Annotated in this window: 13 protein-coding genes; 4 read left to right on the forward strand and 9 right to left on the reverse strand. The window is 41.1% G+C overall.

Features of this window, described 5'->3' with window-relative positions; genetic code table 11:
- The first annotated feature begins 83 nt into the window (after positions 1-83).
- The gene (locus ACQKKO_RS10400; RefSeq protein ID WP_498646860.1) at positions 84-350 is read left to right on the forward strand and encodes a DUF2624 family protein; all 267 of its coding nucleotides are present in this window, start codon (positions 84-86) and stop codon (positions 348-350) included.
- Positions 351-355: 5 nt separating this feature from the next.
- On the opposite strand, the gene ACQKKO_RS10405 is transcribed toward ACQKKO_RS10400, so the two are convergent.
- Together ACQKKO_RS10405 and ACQKKO_RS10410 are read right to left on the reverse strand one after the other, a co-directional pair.
- Positions 356-1249 carry a deoxyribonuclease IV gene (locus tag ACQKKO_RS10405; RefSeq protein WP_498646862.1) on the reverse strand — a complete coding sequence of 298 codons (894 nt, stop codon included), beginning with the start codon at positions 1247-1249 and terminating at the stop codon, positions 356-358.
- 23 nt (positions 1250-1272) lie between these two features.
- Positions 1273-2592 carry a DEAD/DEAH box helicase gene (locus tag ACQKKO_RS10410; protein WP_498646864.1) on the reverse strand — a complete coding sequence of 440 codons (1320 nt, stop codon included), beginning with the start codon at positions 2590-2592 and terminating at the stop codon, positions 1273-1275.
- 156 nt (positions 2593-2748) lie between these two features.
- Here ACQKKO_RS10410 and vrrA point away from each other — a divergent pair, with 156 nt between their 5' ends.
- The 3 genes from vrrA to ACQKKO_RS10425 all read left to right on the forward strand — a co-directional run bounded on the left by vrrA (position 2749) and on the right by ACQKKO_RS10425 (position 5032).
- Entirely contained in the window at positions 2749-3366 is a 618-nt protein-coding gene (gene vrrA / locus ACQKKO_RS10415; RefSeq protein WP_498646866.1) for a VrrA/YqfQ family protein, read from the forward strand.
- A gap of 131 nt (positions 3367-3497) precedes the next feature.
- Positions 3498-3986, forward strand: coding sequence for a CarD family transcriptional regulator (locus ACQKKO_RS10420; protein ID WP_498646868.1), 489 nt, complete (start codon positions 3498-3500; stop codon positions 3984-3986).
- A gap of 104 nt (positions 3987-4090) precedes the next feature.
- Positions 4091-5032 (forward strand): 4-hydroxy-3-methylbut-2-enyl diphosphate reductase, encoded by a 942-nt coding sequence (locus ACQKKO_RS10425; protein ID WP_498646871.1) that lies wholly within the window; start codon positions 4091-4093, stop codon positions 5030-5032.
- A 43-nt stretch (positions 5033-5075) separates the two neighbouring features.
- Here the strand turns inward: ACQKKO_RS10425 and ACQKKO_RS10430 are convergent, their stop codons facing one another.
- The 7 genes from ACQKKO_RS10430 to ACQKKO_RS10460 form a co-directional block, all read right to left on the reverse strand.
- Positions 5076-6197, reverse strand: a complete 1122-nt coding sequence (locus ACQKKO_RS10430) for a Nif3-like dinuclear metal center hexameric protein (protein ID WP_498646873.1) — start codon at positions 6195-6197, stop codon at positions 5076-5078.
- Entirely contained in the window at positions 6190-6903 is a 714-nt protein-coding gene (locus ACQKKO_RS10435) for a tRNA (adenine(22)-N(1))-methyltransferase (RefSeq protein ID WP_498646875.1), read from the reverse strand. Before ACQKKO_RS10435 ends, ACQKKO_RS10430 begins: the two co-directional genes overlap by 8 nt.
- 113 nt (positions 6904-7016) lie before the next feature.
- Positions 7017-7400, reverse strand: coding sequence for a c-type cytochrome (locus ACQKKO_RS10440; protein WP_498646876.1), 384 nt, complete (start codon positions 7398-7400; stop codon positions 7017-7019).
- A 129-nt stretch (positions 7401-7529) separates the two neighbouring features.
- On the reverse strand, positions 7530-8057 hold the full coding sequence (locus tag ACQKKO_RS10445; protein WP_498646878.1) for a hypothetical protein: 528 nt from the start codon (positions 8055-8057) through the stop codon (positions 7530-7532).
- A gap of 64 nt (positions 8058-8121) precedes the next feature.
- Positions 8122-9237 (reverse strand): RNA polymerase sigma factor RpoD, encoded by a 1116-nt coding sequence (gene rpoD, locus ACQKKO_RS10450; protein WP_203086455.1) that lies wholly within the window; start codon positions 9235-9237, stop codon positions 8122-8124.
- Positions 9238-9286: 49 nt separating this feature from the next.
- The gene (gene dnaG, locus ACQKKO_RS10455) at positions 9287-11089 is read right to left on the reverse strand and encodes a DNA primase (protein WP_498646880.1); all 1803 of its coding nucleotides are present in this window, start codon (positions 11087-11089) and stop codon (positions 9287-9289) included.
- A gap of 69 nt (positions 11090-11158) precedes the next feature.
- The gene (locus ACQKKO_RS10460) at positions 11159-11614 is read right to left on the reverse strand and encodes a YaiI/YqxD family protein (protein WP_498646882.1); all 456 of its coding nucleotides are present in this window, start codon (positions 11612-11614) and stop codon (positions 11159-11161) included.
- Positions 11615-11617: the final 3 nt, after the last annotated feature.

The following is an 11617-nucleotide window of genomic DNA, read 5'->3' on the forward strand; positions in this document are numbered from 1 at the left end:
TACGTATTTCCTTTTTTTCTGCACAAAATCTTCCGCTTCTCATAGGTATAAGTAGATAGGCAAAAGTCTTGGGAGGGGTACACATGAACGCTTTTATCCAGCAGTTAATTAATCAAAAAATTAATTCGTTAACCGTTTCTGAACTAATCAAACAAGCCGAAAAAAATAATATTTCCATTACAAATCATCAAGCCGAGCAAGTTATTTCTATTTTGAAAACAGAGAAAATTGATGTAGGGAATGCGGCTCAAGTAGAAAGACTCATTCATAAACTACAAACAGAAACAGATAGCCACGTTGCAAACACCATTGAGCAACTTCTCAAGCAATATAGCCATCTGCTTCCGTAACGTATTTAGAGCATAATACCCTCTAATAAACCTTCGTCAAACTGGCCTTCTTTCAGCATGGCAATTTCATGCTTATAAGGAGGTCTTTTGTCTTTTTTATCCTCGCCTACATAAGGAGTTTCAAGGATTTTTGGTACAGCCATTAACTGATCATGTTTCACAATGTAATGAAGTGCCTCATACCCAATGTGGCCAAAGCCAATGTTCGCATGTCTGTCTTTACGTGCACCTTGTACATTTTTGCTATCATTAATATGAAGGACTTTTATCCGGTCCACACCAACGATCTTATCAAATTCGTTAAGCACACCGTCAAAATCCTCAATCAGATTATAACCGGCATCATGCGTATGGCATGTATCAAAACAAACGGATAACCGCTCGTTATGCTTCACTCCATCGATAATGGCAGCAAGCTCTTCAAAGCTACGACCACATTCTGTTCCTTTACCAGCCATCGTCTCAAGTGCAATCTGAACGTCATTCTTAACTTCTAAAACTTCATTCAGACCTCTGATAATCTGCTCAATTCCCTTTTCGGCACCTGCTCCTACATGTGCACCCGGATGCAAAACAATTTGTTTTGCTCCAAGTGCTTCCGTACGAGCGATTTCAGATTGGAGAAAATCAACACCTAATTGGAACGTTGCCGGCTTTTCCGTGTTTCCAATATTAATGATATACGGGGCATGGACGACAATATCAGACATTCCGTGAGCCTTCATATGTTCCTGACCCGCTTCAATATTTAGATCTTCAATCGCTTTACGCCTTGTATTTTGCGGCGCTCCTGTATAGATCATAAAGGTATTCGCACCATAACTAGCTGCTTCCTCACTTGCTCCAAGAAGCATTTTACTTCCGCTCATTGAAACATGTGAACCTATCTTTAATGTCATCATTCCACCTCGTTACTCAATGATTATCCTTTTGAACGTCCCTTAATTCTGCGTTGTCTTTGTTCTTCTTTTGCTGCACGATATCTTGCTTTTTTCTTATACGCCGGCTTTACTTTTTTCGGTTTAGCCACTGCTTTTTTTGATCCAGAGGAATCAGACTTACGATGTTGTGAACGGCCAAGTCCAAGTGGCGGCTTCTCAAGCTTAATCCACTCTCCTTTTTTCAGGTCAACGTACGTAAAGGTAATTCCTTTTTTCACTAAACGCTCGATCGCCTGCTGATCCGTTTGAGCATATAACGTAATCGCGTCACCACTCATCCCTGCGCGCGCCGTGCGACCTGTCCGATGAACGTAGAAGTCTAGATCCTTTGGAAGGTTATAGTTGATAACATGAGTAATCCCTTTAATATCAATTCCTCTTGCTGCTAGATCCGTTGCTACAAGGTATTGAATCTTCATGTCACGAACTTGCTTCATGATTTGTTTGCGTTCTCTCGGTTGTAAACCGCCATGGATTCGCTCAGCGTTTAATCCAGCATCTAGTAGGGCTTGTGAAACTTCATCTGCCTCATCTTTTGTATTCGTGAAAATAACAGCAAGAAATGGATTAATGGACTCGGCAATTTCCACAACAACCTTTAGACGATCACGGTGTTTTATAGGAAGAAGCTTGTGTTCAATTAATGTGGCCGTTGCGTGCTCTGGCTCAACCTTTACATGTCTTGGATCATTCATATATTTCTTTAAGAAAGGTTGAAGCTTCTCAGGAATCGTTGCTGAAAAGACAAGCATTTGGAGATTTTCGGCCATGCGAGACGCCGTACGGTCAACATCATCAATAAAGCCCATATCAAGCATTTGATCCGCTTCATCTACAACTAAAATGGTTGCTGAGTAAGCTTTTAGCGCTTGGTCTTTAATAAGGTCTGCAATTCTTCCAGCTGTACCTACAACAATATGAGGTTGCGTTTTTAGTCGATCAATGGCACGACTTTTATCTGTTCCACCAACAAGCAATTGACTGACAATTGGTTGCTCTTCTGAAACGTGCTCAAGAAGCAACTTAAGTTCGTCAAATAATTGGGTGGCAAGTTCTCTTGTTGGTGCTGTGATAATGGCTTGTACTTCTTGTTTCTCTGGTTTGATCACTTGTAAGATCGGAAGTAGAAACGACAATGTTTTTCCTGTTCCTGTTTGCGATTGACCAATGACATCTTTGCCATTAATAATTGCAGGAATAAGTCGTTCCTGTATTTCCGTAGGCTTTTTTAAGCCCTGTGCATCAAGTGCTTCTAATAAAAACGGATGGAGTCCAAACCGTTTGAAATTCTCTGAAATCATGTTTATTTCCTACTCTCTGAACTTTAGGTATTTACAGTAGCTTATTTTACCACAGAATGACACTAAACACGACGTACTTCGGAAAACCGGGCTCACATCACGTATTCATTTTGCATATAAACAAGTAAATGGACATATATTGAAGGGAGAACGACCATGCAACGAATCTTTGGACCTCCAGCTGGTCCAACACCAATTCAACCGTTAGCTAGAAGTCCTTTTATGTTCGGACCTGGACCGGGAGCAGGAATGGTTCCCCCATCAGCCTTTCTAGGTGGCCCAGGACCTCAAGCTGCATCTGGTTTTATGCAAGCTACTGGGGGTAGAGTCGGCTTACTTGCAAGACTGTTTGGTGGTGGCGGTGGGGCTAGTGCAATGAGCGGAGCAGCATTCCCTACAGCAGGCGCCAGTGGCGGAAGCTTTCTTTCTGGCATTAATTTCACTTCAATTCTTCAAAATACACAACGGATAATGGGGATTACTCAACAGGTGATGCCAATGGTACAGCAATACGGACCGATTATTCGGAATGCGCCGGCTTTGTGGAGAATCATGCGTAGCCAACCAAGTTCGGACGTAGAAGAAACAGCAAGCGATCTCACAGCATCTACTATCCCCATCCCTACCGATCAAGATACAAGTGTAGCGCCACAGCCCATTTCTCCTACACCATCTGCGCCAGCATCAAGTGTACCTATTCAACCTCAATTGGCAACAATTCAATCTGTTTCAAAGCCTGTTGTTGGACCACCTGCTCCTAAGTTATATGTTTGATTAAAATCACGAGAAAATACTCGTGATTTTTAATTAAATAGTTGACAAGCTTTATAGTGGAATAGTATAATTTCAAATTTTGCTCCATTTGTGTTATACTAAATACTGACAACTCGAATGGAGGAATGCTCATGTTTAAAGTCGGTGATCATGTTGTTTATCCTTATCATGGGGCTGGAACAATACGAGACATTGAAGAGAAAGACGTTTTAGGTGAAACCCACTCTTATTTTGTTCTTCATTTCCCACTAGTAGATGTGAAATTAATGCTCCCTGAGAGTAAAATTGATAATTCAGGCTTGCGTAAGGTCATTGAGCAAGATGAATTAGACAATGTAATTGAAGCATTGAAAAACGGACCTGAGCTTCCACCTTCTACTAGCCACTTCTCAAAAGAAACGGAAAACTTGTTAAAGAGCGGGAGCATCTTTGATGCAGCTCACCTCATTTCTTCCCTTTCCAAGAAACAGGCTGGTCGTTCAAACGGTCTTCATATACAAGATCGAAACCACCTTCAAAAGGCAAAACAGATGATTGCAAGTGAGCTTGTACTCGTTAACAATATGTCTGAAGAACAGGCTTATGAGTTTATCGATAACAATTTGCTTGAATTGTCTTAAGCACAACGATTGTCAACGACCTCCATCTCCATTACAATGATGGTATCAGACTGCTTCTCACCTTTTGTTTGGTTGGGAAGCATTTCTCTAGGAGGACAAGTTACATGAATGTAAAAAAGATCTCGCCACGCGGTTATTGCTATGGCGTTGTAGACGCAATGGTTTTAGCAAGGCAGGCTGCGCAAAACCTTGATCTACCGCGTCCGGTTTATATACTTGGACAAATTGTTCATAATCAGCATGTTACTGATGCATTTGAAACAGATGGAATTATTTCGTTAGATGGACCGAACCGTCTTGATATCTTAAAAGAAATTGATAAGGGAACGGTTATTTTCACTGCACATGGTGTCTCACCTGAGGTACGTACTCTTGCAAAAGAAAAAGGCTTAACTGTTGTTGATGCCACTTGCCCAGATGTGACAAGAACACATGATTTAATTAGAGACAAGCATAGCGAAGGCTATGAATTCATCTATGCTGGGAAAAAAGGGCACCCTGAGCCTGAAGGCGCAATTGGTGTCGCACCAGAAGCCGTACACCTTGTTGAAAACACTGAGGACGTTGAGAACCTTAACTTAACAACAGATAAGATTATCATCACAAACCAAACAACCATGAGTCAGTGGGATGTGTCAGATATTATGAAACGCGCTATGGAACGTTATCCTCACGCAGAAATTCATAATGAAATCTGCCTAGCTACTCAAGTCCGTCAAGAAGCCGTTGCAGAACAAGCAAAAGAATGTGATCTAGTGGTTGTAGTTGGGGATCCAAAGAGTAATAACTCTAACCGATTGGCTCAAGTTTCTGAACAAATTGCAGGAACAACCGCATATCGCATTGGTGATATTACAGAGCTCGATTTAGAATGGTTAAAAGGCGTTGAAGTCGTTGGTGTTACATCTGGCGCTTCTACACCAACTCCTATTACGAAAGAGGTTATTAACTACCTCACTCAATTTGACCAGAATGATCCAACCACATGGCCACTTAAACGTACAATAAATCTTGAAAAGCTTTTACCAAAAGTAAAAGTTAAATAAGAACAAAAACGATCGTCCCTCAGTGGGGCGATCGTTTTTTTATTTATACATATTGGTATGGATCTGTGTTTACTTCTGATGGAATGGTTTCAATGGTATGACCCGAATCTGCTAAAAGCTGGTTCAGTTTCTTTGAAACACCTTTTTTCATGATTTTCTCGATATTATGACCTGGATCCAATAGTGAAAAACCGTCCTCAATTGCGTCAACTGCTGAATGATAATAAATATCTCCAGTAATAAAGACGTCTGCACCCTTCTTCATTGCGGTTTGGATGTATTTGTTCCCATCCCCACCAAGGACAGCCACCCGACTTACAATCTTATCTGGATTCCCTATCAAACGTAGAGTTGGAACGTCAAACGCTTTTTTAACCAGCTCTGCAAGTTCTCTCAGCGACATTTGTTGAGAAAGCTCTCCTATACGGCCAAGTCCATAGCTTTCGCCCTTTTGCTTAAGCGTATAGACATCGTAGGCTACCTCTTCGTAAGGATGTGCCTGTTTCATTGCATCAACTACATTCGTGAGTTGTGTTGCACGAACAATCGTTTCAATCTTTGTTTCTTCGACAATTTCCTGAACATCACTATTACCTATGTACGGATTTGATCCTTCAAGAGGTTTAAATGACCCTGTTCCGTCTGAGCTATACGAACAATGACTATATGCGCCTATATGCCCGGCTCCAGCATCTCCCAATGCTTCTCGGAGAGAGCGTGCATGTGTTCTAGGAACGTAAACAACAAGCTTTTTAAGCTCCTCAGTATATGTTTCTGCGAGTACTGCTTGATTGGTTAATGATAATGCATCAGCCAGTAGATCATTGACTCCCCCACGAGCAATATCTAAATTCGTATGGGCAGCATAAATAGTTATTCCATGCGTCAGTGCTTTATGGATGATTCGTCCATGAGTAGTTTGTAGATCAATGGTATTTAGCGGACGAAATAACAATGGGTGGTGAGCCAGAATAAAGTTGGCCTTTTGTTTAATAGCCTCGTCAAGAACAGCTTCTGTTACATCAAGTGCCGTTAAAATTCGATTGACTCGGTTATCAAGGTTTCCTACCATTAACCCAATTCGATCTCCTTCTACAGCTAATGATGGTGGGGACCATTCTTCAAAAATCCGTATTACCTCACGACCTGTTGGAGCATTAGACATTTGCTAAAACCTCCTGTACATGTTTGATTTTCATCTCAATCTGAGTTTTTCTTTCAGTAAGAGACTCTTGTTCCTTACCCTGCTTTAAAGCCTTTAACACGCGCTCCCAATTTTTTTGTTCACTTGCCCACTTTTTTATAAAAACCTCACTAGGTTCTTTAATTAGATGGGGTCCAAGCATAAGCTTTTTCTCACGGTTTTCCTCATATCTCTCTTCATCATTCCCAGGTTCGGCCACCAGAATTTCATAGAATTTTTCATTTTCTACTAAAATGTCTTCCTCGATTAATTTCCAGTTGTTCTCAAGTAGCCAGATTCGAACAGCTCGGGCTGAATTATTAGGTTGAAGGACTAATCGTTTCACGCCTTCGAGCTTCTCTTTTCCATCTTCAAGAATGGACGCGATCAGCGATCCTCCCATTCCAGCAATCGTGATGCCTTCTACCTCATTCGGTTTAATCACTTCTAAACCAGAACCCTTGCGTACATCAATACGGCTTTCTAATTTGGCTTCTCTCACTTGTTTCTTAGCCGCTTGAAATGGTCCCTCAACAATCTCTCCTGCTATAGCGTGAATCGAGGCATTCGAAAGACAAAGATAACTTGGAAGATAGGCATGGTCTGATCCGATGTCAGCAAAGCTTTTTAAGTGGTTTACATAGCCTGCTACGGCCATTAATCGATTTGATAATTTATGTTCATTCATCTGTTTATCACCTTTACATTGTTGGTTTACCGTTACCCATCATATCATATTTCATCCTAACGAAAAAACTTCCTCACGCGGCCTGAACAGCACGAAAGGAAGTTTGAAGAGAATTATTCAGAAATCGATAGTAAATACTCAGAAATCGCATCAGCTTCTTCTGGACTATATTGCGTTTGTGGTGGCATGGAGCCAATTCCATTTTGAATGATTTCTGAAATTTGCTCAACTGAATAGTCACCATCAAGACCATTAATTGCAGGTCCAATAGAACCACCAGCTAAGTCACCACCATGACAGTTGATACAGGATTGCTGAGCAAGCTCTTCCCCTGCAGCGATTGGATCATCAATTTCAACTGTTTCTTGTTCACCTGTTCCATTCTCTTCCTCTTCAAGAGCATTTCGTTCAAATACTCCGTAAGCCGACATCACTGCCATTAAAACGATACCGATTAAAGCAATAAGTGCAAAAGGTATAAGTGGACTTCCTTTCATAATGCGGACCCTCCCAAAAGATGACGTTTACAATTCTAGCTTAGCTTATGTACAACCTTTTCACATGCGTCTCTTATAGTTTACTTGAAAAGCGTATATCTGAAAAGGACAAGTTTTAAAAACTGGTCATTATTGATAAAAAAAGAAAATGATCATGGTCAACAACAGCATAAAAGTGGCTACGAAATAAAAGACTTTTTGCTTTTTTCTCCATCCAAGCCAGAACCAAATCCCCGTAAATAAGATAATGACAGCTTGTGATGGAATCTCAGACCACATTGTAAATGAATAATACAAAAGTAAAATAAATAAAATCATCGTTAGCATAAGCATGTGAAAAACCGATTCTATTGCATGGTTCCGCCTTTTGAACCAAGTGAATATCGTTAAAAAGAACAGCATAAATATGATGCCTATTTGCAAACGACTTTCAAAATCAGTAAAATATAGAATAAAGACGGAGGCCAAGAAACAAAATTGAGTAAATATCATGAATAAAACCATTGTTACTCGTTTTGGTTCACGCGGCTTAGGCAGTTCATCTTCCCCTTCACTATACAAGGCGAGTAAATAATGACACTGCTGTTCTGGTAAAAGCTTTGTTTTTTGCCAGTAGTGAATCTCATTGATGATAATTTCTCTTCGTTGTTTGTCCATGTACGCCTCCTACCATTAAAAAAAAGAGCTTACCCCATTGGAGTAAACCCTTTTTAGATACAACCTATTCTAAAAAGTCCTTTAGACGTTTGCTTCTGCTTGGGTGACGAAGCTTACGCAGGGCTTTTGCTTCAATCTGACGAATACGCTCACGCGTAACACCAAAGACTTTTCCTACTTCTTCAAGCGTTCTTGTACGTCCGTCATCAAGTCCAAAACGCAGACGTAGGACATTTTCTTCTCTGTCTGTTAGCGTATCTAAAACGTCTTCCAACTGTTCTTTTAGAAGTTCATATGCAGCAGCATCAGAAGGAGCTAATGCCTCTTGGTCTTCAATAAAATCTCCTAAATGAGAATCATCTTCTTCACCAATTGGCGTCTCAAGCGAAACTGGCTCTTGAGCAATCTTAAGGATTTCACGCACTTTCTCTGGCGTTAATTCCATTTCTTCAGCTACTTCTTCAGGAGTTGGTTCACGTCCAAAGTCCTGTAAAAGTTGTCTTTGAACTCGAATCAGCTTGTTAATGGTTTCAACCATATGAACAGGAATTCGAATCGTACGTGCCTGGTCAGCAATAGCACGAGTGATTGCTTGACGAATCCACCACGTAGCATACGTACTAAACTTAAAGCCTTTTTGGAAATCGAACTTCTCAACAGCTTTGATAAGACCCATATTCCCTTCTTGAATTAAATCCAAGAAAAGCATTCCTCGACCAACATAACGCTTGGCAATGGAAACAACTAAACGAAGGTTTGCTTCTGCAAGGCGTCTTTTCGCTTCCTCATCACCTTGTTCAATTCGTTTAGCTAGTTCAATTTCTTCAGCTGCAGATAAGAGCTGTACGCGACCAATTTCCTTTAAGTACATACGTACAGGGTCATTTATTTTAATGCCAGGAGGCACACTTAGGTCATTTAGATCAAACTCTTCTTCTTTGGCTGCTTCAGGAGAACTTGGACCTTCATCGGATTCATTTTGCAAATCAATTCCTTGCTCACCGAGATACTCAAAAAACTCATCCATTTGTTCAGCATCTTGCTCAAAGCTCGCCATTTTTTCTGTGATTTCAGCATACGTTAAAACTCCACGCTTTTTGCCTACCTCCACTAATTGTTCTTTCACTTGATCGATGGATAATTCACCTTCCGTAACAGGACGTAATGGTTTATCTGCCATGCGATCCCCTCCTTCCATTGTTCAAAACGTAACATCATTTGTTGGCTTTCTATGAAAGCTCTCTCTTTAGCTGCTGAATTTCAATTAATAACCTGGCTTGTGCGATCGGATCATGTTCAAGCTTTGATTCGACTTCTTTCTGCTCTATTAATACCCTTTTTGGATAGTTCTCAATCTGTTTAACGTAATCTTCCAATTCTTCATCAGAACAATCGACATTAACAGTCATGGCTGAAAGCTCCGATGCTAATCGAACAATCCCAGGATCCTCGATACTTTGCAGAAACTCTCTAGGGCTTGCCTCATTCCCTTTTCCATAATAAGCAAGCAAGTACGCGTAAAGAGCTTGATGTTCATCCACATTAAATGCAGAACCTAAACGCTCCTGTATTCGCCAAGCAAGCTCTTCATCATTCATCATATGAACGAGCAGCATACGCTCTGCGTTTTGATAAGCTGGTAACAGCTTTTTATGTTTGAGCTGCCTAGGCTTGCGAATGACTTGCTTTTCAAGATTCTCATTAGCCGTATACGTGGTTTTGGATTCCTTATACAGTCGATATTGCTCTTGTTTAAGAACATCTAAGGATAAAGAAAACTCGTCAGCAATCTGTCTTAAGTAGTGATCTCGCTCTATGGCTCGAGGAAGTTTTGCAAGCTCTTGTAATACTTCTTCGATATAGACCATTCGTTCTCCTTCATCCTGGAGATTTTTCTCCTGACGAAGATACCTCATCTTAAATGCCATCACTGTTTGACCGTTCCCTATTACATCTGCTTGGAACTGCTCGGCACCATAACTTTTGATGTAGTCATCGGGATCAAGTCCTACCGGCATGTTTGCTATACTCACCATACATCCAGCCTGCTCTAAGACGCCGGCAGAACGGAAGGCCGCACTTTGACCAGCCTGATCTGAGTCGTAGCAAATTAACACGGTTTCTGCATTTCGCCTAAGGAGCTTAGCATGTTCTGGCGTTAGTGCCGTACCAAGTGTTGCCACGCCGTTTGTTACCCCTGCTCCCCAGGCAGCCACCACATCAGCTGCTCCTTCAAATAAAACAGCTACATTCGATTTTCGAATATGCGCCCTTGCTAAATGAAGGCCGTACAGAAGCTTGTTTTTTTGAAAGATGGGTGTCTCTGGACTGTTTAAGTACTTCGGCTTTCCTTCGCCTACTTGTCTTCCACTAAATCCAACCACTTTACCCTGCGCATCCCATATGGGAAACATGAGTCTACTTCTAAACCGGTCATATACCCCATCGGATTGCTCACGTTCAGCTAGTAAACCCGCTTCTACCATATCTTTAGGTTTAAACCCTTTTTTCTGTAGAAATGTAGAAAGGTTTTCCCAGCCAATTGGCGCAAACCCCATCTGGAACTGATCAATTTGATCCTTCGTAAATTCTCTCTTCGCAGCATACTCTCGTCCAGGCTTTCCCTCATCAGTGAGCGTAAAAACTCTGTTATAAAAAACAGCTGCTTCCACGTGGCCTTTATAAAGCTGCGTATGGCGGTTTTCTGAAGCTGACCCACTGCTCTGATACACAGTCTCTGGAAGTGAAATACTTGCATGGTCCGCTAAATACTTCACAGCATCAGTAAACGAATATCCTTCGTGCTCTCGTAAAAAGGTAAATACATTGCCTCCTGCCCCGCAACCGAAACAATGATACACCTGCTTCTCAGGAGATACTGAAAAAGAAGGTGATTTCTCGCCATGGAATGGGCACAGTCCTGTATATTGCTTTCCTTGCTTTTTTAATTGTACATACTGACTGATTACATCGACAATGTCGCTTGATTTACGAATCTGTTCAATCGTTTCCTCAGGTATTCGGGTACTCATATACATCACCGTTCATCAATAAAATCGACCACAAGACAATAAGATTCGAGTTTTTTTTCTGTTTTCCTTCTATTTTTGCAAAATAATCTTTAATTCTTTTACAAACCGATCACGGTCCTCTACTGTAAAAGGCTTTGGTCCCTTAGTTCGGATACCTCTTCTTCGCTTTTCGGCAGACTGATGTCGAACCTGCAAAAGAAATTCAATGGTTTCCTCAAGGTATCTATCTCCCCTTGGAGATAGAGCAGTCACTCCTTTTTTAAGCAGAAGGGATGCTAAAGCGTGATCCTGAGTGACACAGATATCACCTTTCTTCACATGATTCATAATATAAAGATCAACCGCTTCTTTGTCTGAATCAACCATGACTTGGCCTACTTCAGGCGGAAGAACCATCATGTGAGCATAGGACATGACAAAGACAATCTTGACATCCGTTTCAAATCGATAGGTTAAGATCTCATCTTTTACTGGACAGGAATCTGCATCAACATAAAGGTGAGTTGCTGGTTTTGTTTGATCCATACT

The organism is Alkalihalobacillus sp. NPDC127517 (genome assembly GCF_050276055.1).
Classification (GTDB): domain Bacteria; phylum Bacillota; class Bacilli; order Bacillales; family Bacillaceae_D; genus Alkalicoccobacillus.

What these genes read in the sequence shown, in the direction of transcription:
- ACQKKO_RS10410 (WP_498646864.1), bottom strand. Translation starts at nt 2,592, where the DNA reads ATGATTTCAGAGAATTTCAAACGGTTTGGACTCCATCCGTTTTTATTA.
- ACQKKO_RS10425 (WP_498646871.1), top strand. Translation starts at nt 4,091, where the DNA reads ATGAATGTAAAAAAGATCTCGCCACGCGGTTATTGCTATGGCGTTGTA.
- ACQKKO_RS10420 (WP_498646868.1), top strand. Translation starts at nt 3,498, where the DNA reads ATGTTTAAAGTCGGTGATCATGTTGTTTATCCTTATCATGGGGCTGGA.
- ACQKKO_RS10435 (WP_498646875.1), bottom strand. Translation starts at nt 6,903, where the DNA reads ATGAATGAACATAAATTATCAAATCGATTAATGGCCGTAGCAGGCTAT.
- ACQKKO_RS10460 (WP_498646882.1), bottom strand. Translation starts at nt 11,614, where the DNA reads ATGGATCAAACAAAACCAGCAACTCACCTTTATGTTGATGCAGATTCC.
- rpoD (WP_203086455.1), bottom strand. Translation starts at nt 9,237, where the DNA reads ATGGCAGATAAACCATTACGTCCTGTTACGGAAGGTGAATTATCCATC.
- ACQKKO_RS10400 (WP_498646860.1), top strand. Translation starts at nt 84, where the DNA reads ATGAACGCTTTTATCCAGCAGTTAATTAATCAAAAAATTAATTCGTTA.
- dnaG (WP_498646880.1), bottom strand. Translation starts at nt 11,089, where the DNA reads ATGAGTACCCGAATACCTGAGGAAACGATTGAACAGATTCGTAAATCA.
- vrrA (WP_498646866.1), top strand. Translation starts at nt 2,749, where the DNA reads ATGCAACGAATCTTTGGACCTCCAGCTGGTCCAACACCAATTCAACCG.
- ACQKKO_RS10440 (WP_498646876.1), bottom strand. Translation starts at nt 7,400, where the DNA reads ATGAAAGGAAGTCCACTTATACCTTTTGCACTTATTGCTTTAATCGGT.
- ACQKKO_RS10445 (WP_498646878.1), bottom strand. Translation starts at nt 8,057, where the DNA reads ATGGACAAACAACGAAGAGAAATTATCATCAATGAGATTCACTACTGG.
- ACQKKO_RS10405 (WP_498646862.1), bottom strand. Translation starts at nt 1,249, where the DNA reads ATGACATTAAAGATAGGTTCACATGTTTCAATGAGCGGAAGTAAAATG.
- ACQKKO_RS10430 (WP_498646873.1), bottom strand. Translation starts at nt 6,197, where the DNA reads ATGTCTAATGCTCCAACAGGTCGTGAGGTAATACGGATTTTTGAAGAA.